Origin of the sequence: Vibrio sp. Y2-5 (assembly GCF_014596725.1) — a bacterium.
Lineage (GTDB): Bacteria > Pseudomonadota > Gammaproteobacteria > Enterobacterales > Vibrionaceae > Vibrio.
Genome location: NZ_JACVEG010000005.1, coordinates 165,496 through 187,275 on the forward strand (window position 1 = coordinate 165,496; position 21,780 = coordinate 187,275).

Sequence of the window (21,780 nt, forward strand, 5' to 3'; positions counted from 1 at the left end):
TATTCCCTATAATCCGCCCCTCACGTGTCGGCTGAATCAGAGATTGGCTGACACAAATATAAACTTAACTCTTTAGGAGAGAATTATGTCTCTGAATGCAGAAACTAAAGCAGCAATCGTAGCAGAATATGCACGTGCTGAAGGCGATACTGGTTCACCAGAAGTTCAAGTAGCTCTACTTACAGCTTCTATCAACCACCTTCAAGGTCACTTTAAAGCTCACAAAGGCGATCACCACAGCCGTCGTGGTCTTCTACGTATGGTTTCTAGCCGTCGTAAGCTTCTAGACTACCTAAAAGGTAAAGATCTAGATCGTTACCACGACCTAATCAAACGCCTAGGCCTACGTCGCTAATTAGCGTCTGCCAAGCAGGTTTGAAGAAAAGGGGCTTTTAGCCCCTTTTTTTATGTCTGTAAAAAGTCAAAATTATGGGTTACAGAGACCTTAATTCCCTCCTGAAATTAGCATCTTGCCGCAAGCGGGTATATACTATGCGCGTCGAAATCCTTAGATAGGGTTAGGCGTTCAAACTCACTACATTACAGTCAACCACGTCGACCAAACGGTCGCGGCTATTCAAAGCGTGCTTACAGAGCGTATCTTGAATGAATTTTCTGGGGACAGCGTCTGTTGGAATGAAAGACTGAGCGCGTTTTTACTAGTCGCGATTCGTAATGTGTGAGATTCATTTACTAAATCTGAGCATCTGCTCAGAGAAAGGAATATTTACATGTTCGAAAAACCAGTTGTTAAAACGTTTCAGTACGGAAACCACACTGTAACGCTAGAAACAGGTGTTATTGCACGTCAAGCGACAGCTGCAGTTATGGTTACTATGGATGACACCGCAGTATTCGTATCTGTTGTTGGTAAAAAAGAAGCGGTAGAAGGCCAAGACTTCTTCCCACTAACAGTTAACTACCAAGAGCGTACTTACGCTGCTGGTAAAATCCCTGGTGGTTTCTTCAAGCGTGAAGGCCGTCCTTCTGAAGGTGAAACACTGACTGCTCGTCTAATCGACCGTCCTATTCGCCCTCTATTCCCAGATGCATTCAAAAACGAAGTTCAAGTTATCGCTACTGTTGTTTCTGTTAACCCAGATGTACAACCAGATATCGTAACTATGATCGGTACTTCAGCAGCGCTTGCTATTTCTGGTATCCCGTTCAATGGTCCTATCGGTGCGGCTCGTGTGGGTCACATTGATGGTCAATTAGTACTTAACCCAAGTAACACTGAGCTAGCAACATCTAAGCTTGATCTTGTTGTTGCTGGTACTTCATCTGCAGTATTGATGGTTGAATCAGAAGCAGACAACCTAACTGAAGAAGAGATGCTTTCTGCTGTTGTATTTGGTCACGACCAACAACAAACAGTTATCAATGCTATCAACGAATTTGCAGCAGAAGTTGCAACTCCAGCATGGGCTTGGGAAGCTCCAGCAGAAAACACAGAGCTTAAAGCGAAAATCGCTGAGCTAGCTGAAGCTAAACTTGTTGAAGCTTACCAAATCACTGAAAAAATGGCGCGTTATGACCGTATCCATGAAATCAGTGCTGAAGTGAACGAGAAGCTACTTGCTGAAAACGAAGAACTGAACCTAAAAGAAGTTCACACAATTTTCCACGATCTAGAGAAAGTGGTAGTACGTCGTAGCATCATCGCGGGCAACCCTCGTATTGATGGTCGTGAAAAAGACATGGTTCGTGCTCTTGATGTACGTACTGGCGTTCTTCCACGTACTCACGGCTCTGCGCTATTCACTCGTGGTGAAACTCAGGCTCTAGTTACTGCGACTCTAGGCACTCAACGTGATGCTCAAATCATTGATGAGCTAACAGGTGAGAAGAAAGATTACTTCCTACTACACTACAACTTCCCTCCATACTGTGTAGGCGAAACTGGTTTCGTAGGTTCTCCTAAGCGTCGTGAAATCGGCCACGGTAAACTGGCTAAGCGCGGTATTGCTGCAGTAATGCCTTCTCCAGAAGAATTCCCGTACACAGTACGTGTTGTTTCAGAAATCACTGAATCAAACGGTTCTTCTTCAATGGCATCTGTATGTGGTACTTCTCTTGCTCTTATGGACGCAGGTGTGCCAATCAAGTCTTCTGTTGCAGGTATCGCTATGGGTCTTGTTAAAGAAGGCGATGATTTCGTTGTTCTTTCGGACATCCTTGGTGACGAAGACCACCTAGGTGATATGGACTTTAAAGTAGCAGGTACTAACACTGGTATCACTGCTCTTCAAATGGACATCAAGATTGAAGGTATCACTAAAGAGATCATGCAAATTGCTCTTAACCAAGCGCAAGGTGCACGTAAGCACATTCTATCTGTGATGGATGAAGCGATCTCTGGCGCTCGTGACGATATTTCTCAATTCGCTCCACGTATCCACACAATGAAGATTAGCTCAGATAAGATCAAAGATGTTATCGGTAAAGGCGGCGCAGTTATCCGTATGCTAACTGAAGAAACGGGTACAACGATCGAAATCGAAGATGACGGTACAATCAAGATTGCTGCAACTTCTGGTGAGCAAGCGAAAGAAGCAATTCGTCGTATTGAACAAATCACAGCTGAAGTTGAAGTAGGTAAGATCTACACAGGTAAAGTTGCACGTCTTGCTGACTTCGGTGCATTCGTAACGGTTCTTCCTGGTAAAGATGGTCTTGTACATATTTCTCAAATCGCTGACCAGCGTGTAGAGAAAGTATCTGACTTCCTAACTGAAGGCCAAGAAGTTCAAGTTAAAGTACTTGAAATCGACCGCCAAGGCCGTGTTCGTCTGAGCATGAAAGAAGCAGTAGAAAAACCAGCTGAAGCAGCGCCAGCATCTGACGCTCCAGCAGCAGAGTAAATAAACTCTATACTCAAACTACTTGGCGTTGTCGGTAACCAATACCGCTGCAGCTTCAAGTCGGAAGAGTATAATGGAAATGCGAACTGTTTTCGCATTTCCATCACAAAGCGTGTTATAAAGGGAGCGTAATTCGCTCCCTTTTTCATGTGTTTGGGGTATACAGGAGTATCTATTAGTGAAATGGTTCAAAACCGCAGCGGCCAGTGCAGCATTAATGTTGTTAGCTGGATGTGCGAGCAATTCATCAGAATCGGATCAATCTGTACCTTGGGTTTATCCACCAATGGCTATTCCTTTACAGGCAAGTGTGCAACAGGAAGTGCAAATAGCGCGTTTGACTCAGCTATTACAGCGCCCTGATTTAAGCGACGAAGTGCGAGCAAAAATGTTGTTTGAACGTGGCAACGCTTATGACAGTGTTGGTTTACGTGATTTAGCTCGTTTAGACTTCACTCAGTCATTAGCGTTAAATCCAGCACAACCAGATATCTTTAATCTGCTTGGTGTTTATTACACTGAAACAGGTGAATTCGACGCAGCCTACGAATCTTTTGATTCAACGTTAGAGCTTGACCCGAATAATGAATATGCAATGCGTAATAGAGCGGTTGCACTTTATTACGGTGAGCGTCCACAGCTTGCATTCGATGAAGCTGACAAACATTATCAAATGGATCCTAATGATCCGTTCCGTGCTCTTTGGCGCTACATCATCAAGATGGATCTCGATCCAAACGCCGCAAAAACTGAGTTAAGCCAACAGTTCAAGTCTCACAATGAAGAGTGGGGGTGGTTGTTAGTTGCGGTGATGTTGGATGACATATCCGAAGAACAACTATTTAAAGTGATACTGGCGAGCACTCGTGACAACAATTTGTTAGCGCAGCGATTAACAGAAGCCTACTTTTATTTAGGTAAGCGTTATCACATGCAGGGGGATTATGCGCATGCGGTCTCTCTTTATAAGTTGGCCATCTCATTCAATGTTTATGAGTACGTAGAACATCGTTACGCGTTTATTGAGATGGGGCGCATTTACAAAGATGTACGTGAAGCGCAGAAGGCGAAAGAAAAAGCGAACCTTACGGCAAGTGAGTAGAGCTATCTAAGTCTTGTGATGAATAAAAAAATCCAGTGTCTGAGGCACTGGATTTTTATTTGCGGTAAACAAAAGAATATCAGTTGGTTAACTCTAAGCGGATAAGAACTTCTTCAGTAATATCGATAATCTCGCCGTAGCCAACAATGGTGCTGATTTCTTTCTCCAAGTTTTTAGCCTGATGGAGACTGATTTGTGCCAACTCATCAATATCGCGCCTTAGCAGTACCGTGAACGGGTCAAAAACAGGAGCGCCGCAAAGTCGCAGAATAATAATTTCGCCCATAAATTGTGCTTTCTGAATGAACTTAATACGTTCTTTCGTATTGGCAAAATCGGATAACAGTCGGGTTTCAATAGACTGAATACGTGAGCCAAACTTGAGTGCAGCAATATACACTTCATTGTATTGAGCTTCAGCCCCGTCAATTCGCTTCATTGGGGTTGCCAGTAAGGTATTGGTGTGACCTTTGAAGATTGGCTCTAGGGATATTTGACCCTCTTGCCCCAGTTTCGCCAGCAAAGCCAAATGAGCAGGAAGCGGGTAATTTACCCCAATTACTTTAGGTTTCAGGCTAGGACCGCTTTTTTCGACAAAAATTGGTGCGCTGACAATCTTATCGAGCAGGATGTTGTGTAAGCCCTCGAGTAGTTGTGGGCTAGGCAAAACTTCTTCTTTCGGTTTTAACTTGTCTTGATTGCTTTCAATGATGCTATTGAAAAACGCGATGGTTTTCATTGTTTGTGCATTTTCATCGATCATCAGATGCAGACGTTGCCCTTCTGGACTGATGCGAATGACGTGATATGGAACATGATTGAGTGGCAAATTTTTGTCGTACAGCTTCAGCTCGAGAAAATCAATGTTGATCATGTCTCCCGCTTTTAATTGCAAAGGAGTATTCACAATTACATTCAGACCTCGTTTTGAAAGGTCTACAGAAGCGCCTTCTCCCAGCAATTGTTCATTTAGACTGATGTTTACAGGTGTTTTGAGTGTGTAACGAGGCTCTTTGCGGCGTGAGCGGGCATCAAAATAGATACCTGTCGGCGAACCAATAACCTTACGAGGGTGCCTAAATGGATTGAGGTCACTGGTTGGTAACTGAGGTTTGTCGACTAATAAATAGTCCTTCGCTGAGCTGAAATCGCTGATTTCTTGTAATACTCCGCAGTGAGTGAGTTTTTGCGATTGGTTTGCGAGTTCACTGGAATGATTAGCCAGCTCTTCTCGTTCTGCCTGAGAAAGCTCGAACACTGATAAACGAAAAGCTTTCCAACTCTCTTTGCGGGCTCCAACATGCCAGAACAGTTTACGTTGGTCGCTTGTGGCTTCAGGCATCATCATAGAAAAGAAGAACGTTTTATCTTGGTGCTCGTGTTTAAACGCATAAAGGACATTATTGCTGCCGCTTACGCCCGGCTTAGTGAGCATGTCCATACGAGTCTGATTGAACAAGCTGCTTAAAGATTGTTGGTTACGCTCATCATGCCAATATTGCCAGATAGGATGGTTATTCTCAGTGAGTAACGCCAACTTAAGTTCACTACCACTGAAAAATACTGGTAAGTTACAGGTATGTTTTAGATAGATGTGTTCGTAACCGCGAGTCCTAGCGCGAATAATTTTGTCTTGATTATCGTGGCGAGCTTTCTGGCTATTATTTTTCAGTGACTCTTCTATCACTTTTTCAATAATTGGACTATCCGACAACTTCAAAGCACGCAAATACTTTATCGAGTCATTGTCGTAAGATTCATCGACACCAAGAACGCGATATTCAATCGGTTTGTTCAGTTCTTCGAGCTTAGTGCTTTTAGTGAGTTCGGTGAATTGAACCCAAATGGTATCGCCAAGTTTGTAGTTGAACGCCGAGGGGACTTTGAATTTAGCGCCAGATGCTGACAAATCGACACTCAATCCATGAACAACTTGTTCAGTACTTGGCAAATGGATTTTTACCTGAGTATTAATTTTTAAGCGATTTTCTAAGCGTTTAAGGTCGTACCCCAACTTAACTGGCTCAACTTCAAAGCTGCCGTCTACAGTGGCACTTTTGCCCTTGTTCATTGTGCCTTTCTGCTTCATTACACGAAAGTTGTTGCGGGTGTTAATTAAGTTTTCCCAAACGCCTTCGGTGTAACCGCCAAATTTCTTAATGCTCTTGTGATAAGTATTAAAGGCAACATCATCCAGCCAATGCTTTCGCCCGTCTAACTCATATTCTCTACATTCACCTTGCACTCGCCCACGTAAATCAATGCTTTTGGTACAGGGAGCCATGACACGATTCAGCTCCATCTTTACCAAAAGTTTGACAGACGGAGGCTGCCCCCCCGTGAATTTATTCAGGAGTTGCTCAAAGTCGGCTGATTTATAAGCGGGAATAAGCCGTTCAGCGAGGGAGAGAATTTCAGATTGCTGCATAGTTTTCTGTTAGAGTAATGTCCACTTAATAAAATCGGCATTGATAATGATTTCTTTAGCAATATGTTGCATTGATTCAACATATTATTAAAGTCTCTGTGTCACAACTTAGATGAATTTGAGGAAGCATGGTAAAAGCAAAACGCGCTTATGTATGTAACGATTGCGGCGCAGATTTTCCCCGTTGGCAAGGTCAGTGTAACGCTTGTGGCGCATGGAATACCATATCTGAAGTAAGGCTGGCCGCTTCGCCACAGGTTGCGCGTAATGAGCGCCTCAGTGGTTATGCGGGAAGTGCTACAGAATCGCAGGTTCAAACACTCTCAGAAATCAATCTACAAGAAGTTCCTCGTTTTACCAGTGGTTTTAAAGAGTTAGATCGAGTGCTCGGTGGCGGTATTGTTCCGGGAGCTGCTATCTTGATTGGTGGTAACCCTGGCGCAGGTAAATCTACACTTTTATTACAAACAATGTGTTTGCTGTCTTCCCAAATGCCAACGCTTTACGTCACTGGCGAAGAATCACTTCAGCAGGTCGCTATGCGTGCTTCTCGGCTTGGGTTGCCTAAAGAGCACCTGAAAATGCTATCAGAAACCAACGTTGATAAAATTTGTCAGGTAGCAGAAAAAGAGCAGCCAAGAATTATGGTGATTGACTCTATTCAGGTGATGCATGTTGGCGATGTTCAGTCTTCTCCCGGAACGGTGGCCCAAGTACGGGAATCCGCAACGACTTTGACCCGCTACGCCAAACAGAACAATGTTGCGGTGTTTATTGTTGGTCATGTAACGAAAGATGGCTCTTTAGCTGGGCCCAAAGTGTTGGAGCACATTATTGACTGTTCAGTGTTGCTCGACGGTGGTTCAGATTCGCGATTCAGAACCTTACGCAGCCATAAAAACCGCTTTGGCGCTGTCAATGAGCTTGGCGTATTTGCTATGACAGGCCAAGGTCTGCGCGAAGTGAGTAACCCATCTGCCATTTTTCTTTCTCGTGGAGAAGAAGATACTTCCGGAAGTTCAGTGATGGTGGTGTGGGAAGGTACTCGTCCATTGCTTGTTGAAATACAGGCGCTGGTGGATTATTCGCAGTTAGCTAATCCAAGACGAGTCGCAGTGGGATTGGAGCAAAACCGTTTGTCACTACTGCTAGCGGTCTTACATAAACACGGCGGACTACAAATGGCTGACCAAGATGTGTTTGTTAATGTAGTGGGTGGCGTGAAAGTAACGGAAACCAGCGCTGACTTAGCATTATTGATGGCTCTGTTATCCAGTTTTCGTGACAAGCCGTTACCAAAAGATGTGGTTATTTTCGGTGAAGTGGGGCTTGCTGGAGAAATTCGTCCGGTACCAAGTGGTCAAGAGCGTTTGAATGAAGCGTTCAAGCACGGCTTCAAAAGAGCGATTGTTCCTGCTGCGAACATGCCTAAAGGTGGTGTAGCAGGTATGCAGATTCATGGAGTGAAGAAGCTTTCAGAGGCTATTGAAGCATTCGATGAACTTTAGATAGGTATCATTCCCAAAAGATAAGAGTAGAGAAAATATTTTTGAATTAGCTCGCGTCTTGGGATGGAATCGCCTATATTTCACGATCATTAGCTGTAGTTAAATATTTTTTCAGGGCAGCGGCTTGCGGGGGTATCAGTCTTGACAGATTGTGATATACTCTGCGCGCATTTTATATCCTATTAACAGAGTAAGACAATGGCAGATTTATCGAAATACAGAAACATTGGTATTTTCGCGCACGTTGACGCGGGTAAAACCACTACCACTGAGCGTATTCTTAAGCTTACTGGTAAAATCCATAAAACTGGTGAGGTTCACGATGGTGAATCTACTACAGACTTCATGGAACAAGAAGCAGAGCGCGGTATTACTATCCAGTCAGCAGCTGTAACGTGTGAATGGAAAAATCACCGTCTAAACGTTATCGATACTCCTGGACACGTTGACTTTACAGTTGAAGTATACCGTTCACTTAAAGTTCTAGATGGCGGTATCGGTGTATTCTGTGGTTCTGGCGGTGTTGAACCTCAGTCAGAAACTAACTGGCGTTACGCGAACGAATCTGAAGTTGCACGTATCATTTTCGTTAACAAACTAGACCGTATGGGTGCAGACTTCCTTAACGTAGTTGATCAAGTTAAAAACGTACTAGGTGCAAACCCACTAGTTATGACTCTACCAATCGGTCGTGAAGACGATTTCGTTGGTGTTGTTGACATCCTAAACCGTCAAGCGTACGTATGGGATGACACTGGTCTACCAGAGAACTACGAAATCAAAGAAATTCCAGCAGACATGGTTGACGATGTTGAAGCGTACCGTGAAATGCTGATCGAAACTGCAGTTGAGCAAGACGATGATCTAATGATGGCTTACATGGAAGGCGAAGAGCCTTCTATCGAAGACATCAAACGTTGTATCCGTAAAGGTACTCGTGACCTAGCGTTCTTCCCAACATTCTGTGGTTCTGCATTCAAAAACAAAGGTATGCAACTTGTTCTTGATGCAGTAGTAGATTACCTACCTAGCCCAACAGAAGTTGATCCACAAGACCTGACTGACCCACAAACTGGTGAGCCAACAGGCGAAAAAGCAATCGTTGATGCAGATCAACCACTTAAAGCGCTAGCATTTAAGATCATGGATGACCGTTTCGGTGCTCTAACCTTCGTTCGTATCTACTCTGGTCGTCTGAAGAAAGGTGATACAATCCTTAACTCAGCAACAGGTAAAACTGAGCGTATCGGCCGTATGGTTGAGATGCAAGCTGATGAGCGTACAGAACTTACTGAAGCTCAAGCGGGTGACATCATCGCTATCGTTGGTATGAAGAACGTTCAAACTGGTCACACTCTATGTGATCCAAAACACGAATGTACTCTGGAACCAATGATCTTCCCAGAACCAGTAATCTCTATCGCTGTTGCGCCTAAAGATAAAGGTTCTACTGAGAAAATGGGTATTGCGATCGGTAAAATGGTTGCTGAAGATCCATCTTTCCAAGTTGAAACTGACGAAGATTCAGGTGAAACCATCCTTAAAGGTATGGGCGAACTACACCTAGACATCAAAGTAGACATCCTTAAGCGTACTTACGGTGTTGAACTGACTGTTGGTGCTCCTCAGGTTGCTTACCGTGAAACGATCACTAAAGCAGTTGAAGATAGCTACACGCACAAGAAACAGTCTGGTGGTTCTGGTCAGTTCGGTAAGATCGACTACCGTATCAAGCCTGGTGAGCCAAACTCTGGTTTCACGTTCTCATCAACAGTTGTTGGTGGTAACGTACCAAAAGAATTCTGGCCTGCAGTAGAAAAAGGCTTCGCAAGCATGATGGAGCACGGTGTTCTTGCTGGCTTCCCAACGCTTGACGTTGAAGTTGAACTATTCGACGGTGGCTTCCACGCAGTTGACTCATCTGCAATCGCATTTGAAATCGCAGCGAAAGGCGCATTCCGTCAATCTATGCCAAAAGCTGGCGCTCAACTTCTAGAGCCAATCATGAAAGTTGACGTGTTCACTCCAGAAGACAACGTTGGTGACGTAATCGGTGACCTTAACCGTCGTCGTGGTATGATCAAAGACCAACAAGCTGGTGCTACTGGTGTTCGTATTAAAGCAGACGTTCCTCTATCAGAAATGTTTGGCTACATCGGTCACCTACGTACTATCACTTCTGGTCGTGGTCAGTTCTCTATGGAGTTCGCACAATACGCACCATGTCCTGCTAACGTAGCAGAGAAAGTTATCGCTGAAGTTAAAGAGCGTAACGAGAAGAAATAATAGTTCGTAACTGTTATAAGAAAGCCCCATCAGTGAAAGCTGATGGGGCTTTTGTTTTATTCGGTTTATTTTTCCCAGACGATCAATTGATCTTTAGGCCAGTTATGTCCAATTTCGTGATATTTTTTCTCCAAAACATGGCGCTTAATTTTCAATGTCGGAGTGAGGATACCATTGGCAATCGACCAAGGTTCTTTGATCATCAACACGCCTTTAATCTGCTCGTGAGTCTCTACCTCAGAATTAATGCGCTTGATGATTTTCGCGGTTGTTCTTTCGTATCGCGAGCGGTCAAAATTGGGAAATGCGTGAGGAACCACCAATAATATTGGTGCAGGTAAGCCTAAGCCAATTATGCACATCATCTCCACGCGCGAATATTCAAACAGTTTCTTTTCAATAGGTACTGGTGCTACGAACTTACCTTTTGCTGTTTTGAAGGTGTCTTTCTTGCGACCCTGAATGCTGAGATAGCCGTCGCTATCTATCGAGCCAATGTCACCAGTATGAAGCCATCCATCATTATCAAACGACTCTTTAGTCGCTATATCGTTGTTGTAGTAACCAGAGAAAAGCCCTTTGCTGAGAACAAGAATCTCGCCATCTTCAGCGATCTTTATTTTCACTCCCGGACCAGCATTTCCTACGGTACCAATTTTGTCTGCACGGAAAGGGTAGTTAATGGTGCTGTAGGCGAAAGACTCCGTCATTCCCCAAGCTTCAGTAATGTTTAACCCGATTTGGTGATACCAGCTAAGCAAAGAGGGGGAAACCGGTGCAGAACCACAACCCAATATTCTCGCCTTATCTAACCCTAAACCATCGGCTATCTTGCGTTTTACTATTGAGTTCACAAATGGAATTTTCAGTAATAAGTTGAGCTTTCTTTGGGGGAGTTTATCTAAAATTCTCTGTTGGAATAACGTCCATAAACGTGGAACTGAAATAAAGAACGTTGGGCGATGCATTCTGACATCTTCAATAAACGTATCAAGAGACTCAGGAAAAGCAGTTTGAACCCCACCTTGTATTGAGGTGCCGAAAATATACACACGCTCAGTAATATGTGCCAAAGGTAGATAAGAGAACAAACGATCATTGTCTTCGATTTGAATCAGATCGATCAGTTGTTGAACGGACCAAGTGAATGCTCCGTAGGTGAGCATCGCACCTTTGGGCTGACCAGAGGTTCCGGATGTGTATACCAATGACATTAACTTATCATCGTGGTGCTGTACTCTTTCCGAGCTTGGTGGGTACTGTTTAATTAGCTCTTGATACTCGTATTGGCATTTGGGAGCTGAACTGTAAGGTAAAGCGATACTGACGATGTTCGGGGTTGCCTTCATAGCTTCAATAACAGCTTCATTATCATCTAGCTTGCCTATGATTAAGTGCTGACAGCCACTATGGTTCAGGCAGTATTCAATAGTGTCTGCTCCAGCGGTTGGAAAAATAGGAACGCTCACATAATCGCCGAGCATCATCGCTAGATCGAAAATAAACCACTCTGCACAGTTTTTAGAAATAAGGGCGACTTTATCACTGGGGTTAGCTCCGAGAGCTCTTAAAGCAGAGACCAATCTTAAAGCTTTGTCCGCAACCTCAGCATAAGTAAATTCGACGAATTTTCGGTCTATTATCTGTTTCAGATAAACGTCATTAGGACGCTCTTCAGCCCATTTTAAAATCATTTCGTTTGGTGGAGGGAGAGAGCAATAAGGTTGATGTGACTCATTTGGCAGAATCATGTTCGAACTCCATACAACAGCGCTTGGTTATAAAAATAATAATTGTTATAAAAATGTTAATCAATCTAACATTAGCACGGGTTTGCTGGTTCGAAAAAGATCAAAACGTGAAAATTTGTAAATTTAACGAGCATTTATTTGTCTGAACACTCCTGGGCTGATCCCCGTTTTCTTCTTAAAAATGCGAGAGAAATAGGATACGTCGTGGTATCCACATTGATAGGCCACAAAGGCGATTTTCGCATCTGGTTCTTCAAGTAAAAGCCGCTTTGCGAGCGTAATTCGCTTACTGCAAATATAATCTCTAAAACTCACACCAACGACTTTTTTGAACAGTTTGGAGAAATAGGAAATAGAGTAGTGGCAATAGCTGGCGACATCTTCTTCTCGAATTTCTTGAGTGAGGTTGAGATCAATGTGACGCAAAATGTCCAACATCTCTTTGCTCATTGTGTGAGGAGACACTGGTGTATGTTGTAACCTGTGATCAAAGGCTTTTCGACCGGAGGAAAAACTAAGGCTAAGCTTCTCGCTAATTAAGTTTGCTGCAATGTTTGGATCCTCTTTAGATATATCCACAATGGCAAAAATCGCGTCGTTTTTATTAATTGAATTCAAAAAATTGCCTTCGTGAATAATGACTAAATATTTATTCAGGTTGGTACAAATCCTCAGTGCTGTGAGCAATAACTCTTGGCATTTATCTCTGTGAAGAAAAAATACAGCGTAGTGAATGTTAGGTTCGCTCAAAACAGAGACATCATTGCCGTGTTCAATCACGGTAAAGACAGAGTTACATGCTTCTTGCACTCGTTTTGGTAATTGCATTACTGGGCTTCCTAGCCAGTGAGCGACATGTTTTGTTGCCATAAGTGAGTTTTTATCCTTCCGTAGATAAACAACTAGATTCTTAATTTTGGTCTGTCAGGAAAATGTCAGCTTTGTCAGATTTTTGTCATAACAAGGTAAGCGTAGAGTTATGGCAGGAAAGTGCAAGTCTTCATCCAAAAGTTGCAGTATTTTTCTTTAGAAAAGGTGGGCGGATGGGAATAGAAATAGTGATGTTACTTCATAATACAGATGTAATTATTTTTAATAATTTCAAGAATGAGAAAGTACAAGTATTAGTATTTGGTCTGAAATATAGGGAACAAGCCCAGAGCTAACTTCTTGTATCAATATCTCTGAAACTCGTTTCGTAAAGGCTTGGTGATAAATATAACCCCAAATGATTAGTACAAATTCATCCTAAAGTTCGAGCATTTTTTCCAGCCAATATGATTTTGCAGTAAAAGAAAGTACCAAAAGAGAACAAAAAAGTCCTAACTGTAAACTTAAGAACTCACTACATTAGAAATGAGCCATTTAATTAGGAGGCCTCTAATGAATAAGTTTATTGAGCAAGTTAAAGCCTTTTGGGCAGACGAAGACGGTCTTAGTGCTGTTGAGTATGTTGTTGCAGGTGCACTAGTGATTTCTGTTTTAGTGGCTGGTTTTAAATTATTAGGAACTAACCTTTCTGCTAAATTGGGTACACTGAATACCTCTATAACAGCCCCATAATAACTAGTGATTGATTTAGCTCTCACGCTAGCTTTGTAACTACACAACGGGTATTTAATCTAGAGGTTTAAATACCCTACTTCTTTACCTTGTTGTTTATTTTCGCTAAGTAAAAGGAAACTACAACATGTCTAATCCAATAGATTGTTGTCGATTGTTTTGGGATGACGAAAGTGGCTTGAGTGCCGTCGAATATGTGGTTGCTGGGGCTTTGGTTATTGCTATTTTAGTGGTTGGATTTAAAAATTTTGGAGTTACCGCTTCTGGAAAGCTTTCTACCTTGAACACTGCAGTGTCCCCTTAAAGTTCATTGGCTTTATTATGATTATGGAAGTTACAGTTTGGTCAGTTTTATTCTTGATAGGTGTATTTGATGCTCGCGAGCAGCGTATTCCGAATTTTTGGGTATTAATACTGTTAATTTTGGGGATTGTATCTTCATTCGGTTCGCCCGTTGATATTAGTGAGAGGCTTATCAGTTTTAGTGTGTTGTTTGTCTTTATGTTGCTTATTTACATAGTAGGTGGAGTAGCCGCCGGCGATGTTAAATTAGCAGCAGTAATTGGTTATTTAGTGGGGTGGGAGGAACTTATTTTTTTTAGTTTTGCTTTTGCCTTTAGCTGCGTATTCATTGGTTTTATGTATCAGTTACTTAAACATTTATCTTCTGGAACTAAATACGGCTACTGGGGATATAAAGCTGTTTTGGTAAGTGTCAGTTTTAGTAGTATGACTCCAATGCAATCCAACGCAACTTATATGCCTCTTGCTCCGGTGATGATTGTGGCATTAGCTATTAACAGTTATTTTTCTCATTTTTCATAACGGTTAATCTTTTTAGAGACAGGGGAGTCTCAGATGGAATCAGAGGTCAATGAAGTCAACGAAGTTGTAAAGATCAAACCAAGCGAAAAAGGAGTTTTGACCCCTCAGGCTACTGCGCCTAAAGTTCCAACCACGTTCGATGAGCTACATATTCCTCAAGCGGTACTTGAGAATTTACTGCTTAAACAGTTAGCAGCTTACCCTAAATCTGACATTTTGCAGCTTACTCGCTTGATGGCAATCAGCAGCCATATGATTGAAGAGTTAATTGCAGTATTGCGTAAAAAATCCTTAGTAGAGGTCTACCAAGCTGAATCTAACACTTATTTAGCCCAGTCATCGGGACATGTTCGTTATGGCTTATCAGAAACAGGGATGCAGGAGGCGGATAACGCTTTTGCGCGGGATGCCTATTTAGGACCTGCGCCAGTTTCATTACAAGATTATAACGCCATGGTAAAGGCGCAAGATGTGCGTGCCAAATTAGTCACTCGTCCTGATGTTACTCGTGCAATGAGTGATGTATTTGGTGCTGAGAGGATGATTTCGGTTTTAGGTCCTGCCATTAATTCCGGCCGTGCGTTGTTACTGTATGGCGATGCGGGTACTGGTAAAACTTATGTAGCGACTCGGTTGCTCAATTCGCTCAACACCTCGGTTTATGTTCCCTACGCGGTTTATGCCGCAGGAAATATCATCAAAGTTTTATCTCAGCAGCACCATAAGCCAGTGGTGAGTAGAGATTCACCATCGATCAGTCTGACATACAAAGACCAGTATGATGGTCGTTGGGTGTTGTGCGAACGGCCTAGTATTCAAGTTGGTGGTGAATTAACTATGGATATGTTGGAAGTCAATCATTCTGAGCACAATCGGGTGTGGATGGCTCCGCTACAAATGATGGCGAACAACGGAATATTGGTGATCGACGATCTAGGACGTCAGCCTATGCCAGTCGATACTATTTTGAACCGTTGGATCGTGCCAATGGAGTATTTTTTTGACCATCTGTCCTTACCAAATGGCCAACAAATCACTATTCCATTCATTCTTACTCTAGCCTTCTCTACTAATCTAGATCCTGAAAAAATCAGTGACCCCGCTTTTCTGCGCCGGTTGGGATACAAAATTCAATTTCATCCACTCGAACGTTCTGAATACCACGCTCTGTGGGAAAACATGGCGAGTGGTCGATCGTTAACCGTTCAACCAGCATCTTTTGATAGTTTGTATGACTTACATAGGATACACAATGTGGGTTTTTATCCTTGTCTACCGAAAGACATCATAGGAATCAGTCGAGACATCATAGCATTTGAAGAAGCCGATCCTGTTATTACGCCGGAAATATTGACACGGGCTTGGGAAGTTTACTTCACTGCGGATGGTAAAGGAGGAGGCGCTCGATGAGTCGCAATCAAATAATCCTGTTATTTTTACTTTCAATTATCTTCGGTTTGGGAGCGGTGTTTTTTGCTAAGCAGTGGATGGACAGGCAATCGCAACCTCAAACAGAGGTAGAAGTCGTTGAGCGAGAACCCATTGTTGTGGCTGCTATTGAAGTGCCCGCCGGAACCATTCTCGACGAGCAGCATTTTACCACCAAATTGCTTGAAAAATCGTGGCGTTCGGAGAATCAGTTTACCGATGTAGCGGAGTTAGTTGGCATGGTGGCCGCAGACAATTTATACCCGGATGAGATCATTATTGCTCAACATGTAAACGCTCCAGGGCAAGGTGCAACGCTTGCCACCTTAATTCCTGAAGATAAACGCGCTGTCACGATACGAGTCAATGATGTTATAGGCGTCGCCGGATTCCTTCTTCCAGGTAATCGCGTCGATATACTTAACACCGTCAAATATGGGCAAAATTCTGCATCCACGACCACGGTCTTAAAAGACATTAAAGTGTTAGCTGTAGACCAGACTGCGCGAACCAAAGAAAACAAACCAATTATTGTTCGAGCTGTAACTCTTGAGTTAACCCCGAAAGAAGCTGAAAAATTGCTCAGTGCGAACACGAGAGGGGCAATACAACTGGCTCTGCGTAATCCTCAAGCCATAGAGCCTAAAGTGGTTCAACCGTATGTCGCTCCGAGAGTGACAATCATTAAAGGAACGAATTCATCAAGTGTTCGGGTCAGGGAGTGAGGTGAGTGATGAAAAAAATAATAATTGCACTGGCACTATGTTTTGGATTGACTCAAACGAGTGTTGCAGCAACTCAAAGTGGTAAAACAGTGAATGTTCCCCATCATAAATCGACCTTTGTCGAATTAGCAGGCAAAGCGACACGAGTGTCGTTGGGCGACCCTGATGTTCTCGATATTGTAATGTTGAAGGCGGATGAACTGTTTTTAATCGGCAAAAAACTGGGCTCAACCAACTTAATGGCTTGGAATAGTAGAGGTGAATTGATTGAGTCAATTAATATTGAAGTTACCCATGATGTTAATAATTTAAAAGCTAAGCTATTTGAACTTTTGCCAGAGGAAACGATCAATGTGCAAAGCGCTCAAAATCGATTGATACTTAGTGGGCAAGTGAGCTCTTTAGAAAAAATGAACTTAGCGTTGCGTTTAGCGGAAACTTACGCAGCAGGTCAAGCGGCTGATGATGAAACAGGGTCGAGAAACTCTCAAGCGAGTAGTACAGGTGTTATCAACTTAATGAGTATTGGTGGCGCACAACAAGTGATGCTTGAAGTAACCGTTGCTGAAGTTCAACGCAGTTTGGTTCGCCGCTTTGGCACCAATTTCAACTTCTTTCAAAATAATGGCAAGTTCTCCATAGGTGGAACAACTACTGGTGGCGGAATTGGCTCTTTCCCTGCTTTACAACCTGGTGGGTCCAACCTTATTGCGCCAATTTTTTCTTCTTCGGCTGTAGATAGTACCGGTTTGTTGTCTTCGTTTATTGACGGAAATACGTTGTTTACATTGGCATTGGATATCGCAAAAGAAACAGGGGTAGCTAAAGTGCTTGCGGAGCCAAATTTAACAGCGTTAAGCGGTTCCAACGCTGAATTTTTGGCTGGAGGGGAGTTCCCTATACCAGTGCCAGACCAAGATGGTATTACTATCGAATACAAAGAGTATGGTGTGGGCGTGAAATTTACCCCAACAGTGTTGAGCGATAAGAAAATTAATTTAAATTTGGCGGTAGATGTTAGTGAAATTGCGACTTCTACAAGCCTGTCATTGAGCGCTTCGGGTACAAACGCTACATATTATATCCCTCCTATTACTCGACGCAGTGCCTCTTCGACAATTGAGTTAGCTGATGGTCAGACGATTGGCATTGCAGGTCTACTTAGTGAAAATGTCAGAGATTCAGCTTCGAAAGTTCCGGGGTTAGGTGATGTGCCAGTATTAGGGCAACTATTTGGTAGTAAAGAGTATATTTCTGGGGAAACAGAACTCGTCATACTCGTAACTCCTAGACTGGCGAAACCTATCGATCGTTCTAAAATTAAACTACCCACTGATGCTTTCGTTGAGCCTAATGATGTCAAATATTACCTATTGGGTAAGGGGGCATATCTGAAGAAACCAGACGAAATTCATCACGCGAAGTCAGAAAATTCACAAGCACTCGAGTATTCTGAAAAAGGTGGTAGTGAAGGATCATTTGGGCATGACATGTAAGGGGATTACAAAATGAAATACTTGTTGCTAATGATCGCGTCAATGTTGGTACTTACAGGTTGTTCTAACCCTCATCCTATGGGGAGTTATGTGGCTCAAGTAAGGCAGGAACAAATTTATAACCCGAATGCAACCTTAGAAAATTTGGCTGTTATACCAACCGGTAATGGTGAAAAAATGGAAGGTATTTATAGTACTTACACAGGTAAGAAAGGTGAGTCTATAGATAGTGCAAAGAGCCAAGTTTTAGTGGGATTTGCCAAATAAGTTGAGGCCAATATGAAAACACACCATCCAGTTCGCGGAATGCGAAAACAGCGAGGTCTGGTTGCTGTGATTGTGACAATCGCACTGTTTTCTTTTATGGGGATTGCAGCACTAGCGGTTGATATTAACCATGCGCTCATGAACCGTACTAAGTTACAAAACAGTGTTGACTCCGCCGCGTTAGCTGCGGCGTTGGTTCTTGATCGCTCTGACTTTACCAACGGCACAGCCGCAAGCGCTCTTGCTATCGCGTCAGGGGCAGCCAAAGATGCCCTCGCACAAATGGCGACGGCAAATGGAAATACCGAGTTAGATTTTGTTTCCGCTCCGGTTGAGGTCAATATTACCCTAGCAAATCGAGCGGATTTTACTGGTGGGTATGATCCTGCTGGCGATGATCATTATGTGAGGGTTGCGGTAAGCAACTTAGCTTTAAACAGTTTTGTCATGCAGCTGTTTGGCCTTGATAAACGGTTGTCAGCCAGCGCCGTTGCGGGCCCAAGTGCAGGCGGCGGTAGCTGTAATCTGGTTCCAATGGCTGTATGTGAAATGGACGCAAGTGACACCGCTAACTCAGGTTTTGACTACAACAGTGTTTATGCTCTTAAACTGGCTACGAATACATCTGATATGGGGGCTGGTAACTTTCAACTACTCAATTATGACACTGACTATAAGTTATCTGAGCAACTTGCCGGTAGCTTTCAAGGGTGTGCTTCCGTTGGTAATACTGTGAGGTCAAAACCGGGTAATACAATAGGGCCGGTTGGTGACGGGCTCAATATGCGCTTTGGTGATAAATCGAACCTTGAAGCGGCTGATTTTCCTGCCGATTCAAATACGACTGAAGCTGAGCTAAGTGATCTTTATAAACTTGATCATAAGGATGTGAATACGATAACCGATGTATTTGAAAAAATAGCGGAAGCGGAAACGGCATTAGCGACCAATGTTAATCCTAAAAATAACAAAGAACTTACTGACGCTGAGGTTGCTGAATATGAAGCGGTATTGGCAGATTATCCACTCAATAGCCAAGAAGATCTCACTTTTAATTATGAGCAATACCAAGCTACAGGAAACGACCGTCGCCGTTTAGCGGTACCTATTATTGATTGCAGTGCCGATGCGTATGGTGACCCATCTCCAACTGGGGCTAGTGACTACAATGTGAAATCAGTAGGTTGTTTTTTCTTGTTGCAACGAGCACCGACCAACAATGGGGATAAACAAGAGATCTACGGAGAGTATTTGGAAAAATGCCCAACGCCGAATGTTCCTTATAACGGTGTCAGCAATAGCTTAGGGACTTATCGTATTGTGCTCTATGACGATCCTTTCAATAAGGAGTCCTGAAATGCGTAGCTCTGTCGATAAACAATCGGGTATTGCCGCCGTTGAGTTTCTGGTGACGTTACCTGTCTTGCTATTTATCTTTACCGTCGTCATTGAATTTGGAAACGCTTTTATTCGTTACAGTACCTTGAACAAATCGGTACAAAATGCAGCGCGTTATGCGGTGGTGGATATATATGGAACAGCAACATCAGGTTCTATTGCTAATGACACCGACATAAAGAACATGGTGATGTACGGCAAGAAATCTTTTGATCAAGGGGAAATACCTACGCCGATTCTAGATTCACTGAAATGGGAGAACATTTCGGTGACACCTGTAGGTAATTACGTGGTGATCAGTGCGAACTATGACTACCAGTCTATTCTTAATCTGCTGCCTATCGATGCGCTGGATAAATTAACTATTCGTTCTTCAGCAGTGATGAGGGTTGCGCCATGAGGAGATTACGTAATCAGTATGGTATTACCATAGTGGAATTCACACTCGTCGCTTCCACCTTGTTATTGCTTGTATTTGCCATTTTGGAGCTGGGCTATTTTACTTTTAACTTACAAGCTCTGAATGACTTAACTCGCAGAGCGGCTCGTATTGCTACCGTTTGTCAGGTGGATGACGGTGATGTGATAAAAAGTTTGGCATTGTCAGAGTTTGTGCCCAAAGGATTTACTAATGCAAATCTGGCAATTGATTATTTGGATGCAGATGGAAAGCCAGTACCTAATATTTTGGCCGATGATGCACCAATTCGCTTTGTTAGAGCGCAAGTGGTTGAGTACAACTACGGCCTGTCGGGAATACTGAATTTTCTTGGTGATAATGGTGTTATATCAGTACCTGCGTTTGAAACTGTGCTAGCCGCGGAGTCATTAGGGGTCGGGCGACTTGATCCATCAACAGGTGACGGTGTTTATATTGACTGCAAATAAAAAAAATCTAGGGAGCCTCTATGGGAGAAGCAGTTAAATTGTCTCGTAGTGACAGCAATAACATTCGCATAAAGACCAATTTGTCTATATGGATTTTGTATTCAAGTGATGCATTCAAGCTACATATGATGAATGAGCTGTCTCAGTGTAATAGTCTAAATTTTGAAGCAATATCACTTCATGGTGTTGTCGCAGATAGTTTTAAACACTTTACTCCACCCGATCTTATTTTTGTTGAAACTGGTCCGAATTGGGCACAAAAAGTGGTGGAATTGCAAAACTACGATGGGCCGATGATCGAAGATAGTGAGGTGAGCACCTCATTAATTATATTCGGAGACGAGAGTGATAATGGTGCTTTAAAAATAGCTCTTCGGTTAGGTGCTACAGATTTTATCTCCGATCAAGCATCAGTTTTGGATTTGATGCCCTTGTTGAAAAATGTAGCTGAAGAAAAAATAGCGGCACGAAAATTAGGGCAGTTGTTTGTATTTATTAACACTAAAGGTGGTTCTGGTGCGACAACCGTTGCTCTAAATACAGCAGTTGAAGTCGCCATGCAGCATAGAGAGAAAGTGTTATTACTGGATTTGGATATTCATTTCGGTGTCGTGATGGATTATCTCAATATTAATCCGGCTTATAGCATTAATGATGCTATCGCTAACGCTTCTGATTTGGATGAAATTTCACTGCATGCGTTAGTCTCAAAGCATCCATCGGGCTTGCATGTTTTAAGCTTTAAACATGAAAATCATAATGAGAATTTTGATAAAGCAATGCAAATGGGGAAGCTATTACCAACGCTGTTGGAATTTTATCCTTACGTATTTGTTGACCTTTCCGGTGGTGTTGACCGAATGTTTTCGCCCATTTTGTCGCGAGCTAGTAAAGCATTTCTAGTCACACAGCAAAATTTAGTCGCTGTTAAAAACATGTCTCGTATTCTAAAAGCGATGACCTTTGAATATGGAATTCCGCGCGATCAAATTGAAATCATTGTTAATCGTTATGAAAAACGTCAGCAAATACGACTAAAAGATATTGAACAGACAATTTCAGGAGTTCCAATACATGTTATCCCTAATGATTTTAAAGCTGCTATTGAAAGTGCCAACTTAGGTAAGCCATTTGTCGAGTCGAGAAAAGGCAGTTCAATTACAAAATCTGTAGCCGACTTATCACAGACATTAGCGCCAGTTAAAGAGAAAAAAGGGTGGCTGAAACGTCTATTTTCCTGATGGATTAGGG

The 21,780-nt window shown here is 42.8% G+C and carries 20 protein-coding genes; 17 read left to right on the forward strand and 3 right to left on the reverse strand.

Annotated features, from left to right (window positions below; genetic code table 11):
• The first annotated feature begins 85 nt into the window (after positions 1–85).
• From rpsO to nlpI, 3 genes are all read left to right on the forward strand, one after another.
• Positions 86–355, forward strand: coding sequence for a 30S ribosomal protein S15 (gene rpsO, locus HUO09_RS14265; protein WP_093273742.1), 270 nt, complete (start codon positions 86–88; stop codon positions 353–355).
• 376 nt (positions 356–731) lie between these two features.
• Entirely contained in the window at positions 732–2,864 is a 2,133-nt protein-coding gene (pnp, locus tag HUO09_RS14270) for a polyribonucleotide nucleotidyltransferase (RefSeq protein WP_167410875.1), read from the forward strand.
• Positions 2,865–3,042: 178 nt separating this feature from the next.
• Complete coding sequence (nlpI, locus tag HUO09_RS14275) at positions 3,043–3,966, forward strand: lipoprotein NlpI (protein ID WP_188234393.1); 924 nt, start codon at positions 3,043–3,045, stop codon at positions 3,964–3,966.
• Positions 3,967–4,045: 79 nt separating this feature from the next.
• Here the strand turns inward: nlpI and HUO09_RS14280 are convergent, their stop codons facing one another.
• The gene (locus HUO09_RS14280; protein WP_188234394.1) at positions 4,046–6,394 is read right to left on the reverse strand and encodes a PilZ domain-containing protein; all 2,349 of its coding nucleotides are present in this window, start codon (positions 6,392–6,394) and stop codon (positions 4,046–4,048) included.
• Between the two features lie 128 nt (positions 6,395–6,522).
• Here HUO09_RS14280 and radA point away from each other — a divergent pair, with 128 nt between their 5' ends.
• A complete protein-coding gene (gene radA / locus HUO09_RS14285; protein ID WP_188234395.1) occupies positions 6,523–7,902 on the forward strand; it encodes a DNA repair protein RadA in 1,380 nt (459 codons plus the stop codon).
• 198 nt (positions 7,903–8,100) lie between these two features.
• Positions 8,101–10,188, forward strand: a complete 2,088-nt coding sequence (gene fusA, locus HUO09_RS14290) for an elongation factor G (protein ID WP_167410871.1) — start codon at positions 8,101–8,103, stop codon at positions 10,186–10,188.
• Positions 10,189–10,253: 65 nt separating this feature from the next.
• Here the strand turns inward: fusA and HUO09_RS14295 are convergent, their stop codons facing one another.
• Together HUO09_RS14295 and HUO09_RS14300 are read right to left on the reverse strand one after the other, a co-directional pair.
• The gene (locus HUO09_RS14295; RefSeq protein ID WP_188234396.1) at positions 10,254–11,939 is read right to left on the reverse strand and encodes an AMP-binding protein; all 1,686 of its coding nucleotides are present in this window, start codon (positions 11,937–11,939) and stop codon (positions 10,254–10,256) included.
• A 123-nt stretch (positions 11,940–12,062) separates the two neighbouring features.
• Entirely contained in the window at positions 12,063–12,809 is a 747-nt protein-coding gene (locus HUO09_RS14300) for a helix-turn-helix transcriptional regulator (RefSeq protein ID WP_223159456.1), read from the reverse strand.
• A 62-nt stretch (positions 12,810–12,871) separates the two neighbouring features.
• Between HUO09_RS14300 and HUO09_RS14305 the strand changes: the two genes are divergently transcribed.
• From HUO09_RS14305 to HUO09_RS14360, 12 genes are all read left to right on the forward strand, one after another.
• Positions 12,872–13,105 (forward strand): hypothetical protein, encoded by a 234-nt coding sequence (locus HUO09_RS14305; protein WP_188234397.1) that lies wholly within the window; start codon positions 12,872–12,874, stop codon positions 13,103–13,105.
• 217 nt (positions 13,106–13,322) lie between these two features.
• Complete coding sequence (locus HUO09_RS14310) at positions 13,323–13,502, forward strand: Flp family type IVb pilin (RefSeq protein WP_188234398.1); 180 nt, start codon at positions 13,323–13,325, stop codon at positions 13,500–13,502.
• 127 nt (positions 13,503–13,629) lie between these two features.
• Positions 13,630–13,806, forward strand: a complete 177-nt coding sequence (locus HUO09_RS14315; RefSeq protein ID WP_188234399.1) for a Flp family type IVb pilin — start codon at positions 13,630–13,632, stop codon at positions 13,804–13,806.
• A gap of 17 nt (positions 13,807–13,823) precedes the next feature.
• On the forward strand, positions 13,824–14,327 hold the full coding sequence (locus tag HUO09_RS14320) for an A24 family peptidase (protein ID WP_188234400.1): 504 nt from the start codon (positions 13,824–13,826) through the stop codon (positions 14,325–14,327).
• 33 nt (positions 14,328–14,360) lie between these two features.
• Positions 14,361–15,737 (forward strand): ATP-binding protein, encoded by a 1,377-nt coding sequence (locus HUO09_RS14325; protein ID WP_223159457.1) that lies wholly within the window; start codon positions 14,361–14,363, stop codon positions 15,735–15,737.
• Complete coding sequence (cpaB, locus tag HUO09_RS14330) at positions 15,734–16,480, forward strand: Flp pilus assembly protein CpaB (protein ID WP_188234401.1); 747 nt, start codon at positions 15,734–15,736, stop codon at positions 16,478–16,480. The genes HUO09_RS14325 and cpaB overlap by 4 nt, the downstream gene beginning before the upstream one ends.
• Positions 16,481–16,488: 8 nt before the next feature.
• Positions 16,489–17,976: a type II and III secretion system protein family protein gene (locus HUO09_RS14335; RefSeq protein WP_188234402.1), complete on the forward strand. Its 1,488-nt coding sequence runs from the start codon at positions 16,489–16,491 to the stop codon at positions 17,974–17,976.
• Between the two features lie 12 nt (positions 17,977–17,988).
• Entirely contained in the window at positions 17,989–18,243 is a 255-nt protein-coding gene (locus HUO09_RS14340) for a hypothetical protein (RefSeq protein WP_188234403.1), read from the forward strand.
• 12 nt (positions 18,244–18,255) lie between these two features.
• Positions 18,256–19,599 carry a pilus assembly protein TadG-related protein gene (locus HUO09_RS14345; protein WP_188234404.1) on the forward strand — a complete coding sequence of 448 codons (1,344 nt, stop codon included), beginning with the start codon at positions 18,256–18,258 and terminating at the stop codon, positions 19,597–19,599.
• Between the two features lies 1 nt (position 19,600).
• On the forward strand, positions 19,601–20,041 hold the full coding sequence (locus HUO09_RS14350) for a TadE/TadG family type IV pilus assembly protein (protein WP_188234405.1): 441 nt from the start codon (positions 19,601–19,603) through the stop codon (positions 20,039–20,041).
• Positions 20,038–20,529: a TadE/TadG family type IV pilus assembly protein gene (locus HUO09_RS14355; protein ID WP_188234406.1), complete on the forward strand. Its 492-nt coding sequence runs from the start codon at positions 20,038–20,040 to the stop codon at positions 20,527–20,529. Before HUO09_RS14350 ends, HUO09_RS14355 begins: the two co-directional genes overlap by 4 nt.
• A 20-nt stretch (positions 20,530–20,549) precedes the next feature.
• Positions 20,550–21,770: an AAA family ATPase gene (locus HUO09_RS14360; RefSeq protein ID WP_188234407.1), complete on the forward strand. Its 1,221-nt coding sequence runs from the start codon at positions 20,550–20,552 to the stop codon at positions 21,768–21,770.
• The last annotated feature ends 10 nt before the right edge of the window (positions 21,771–21,780 follow it).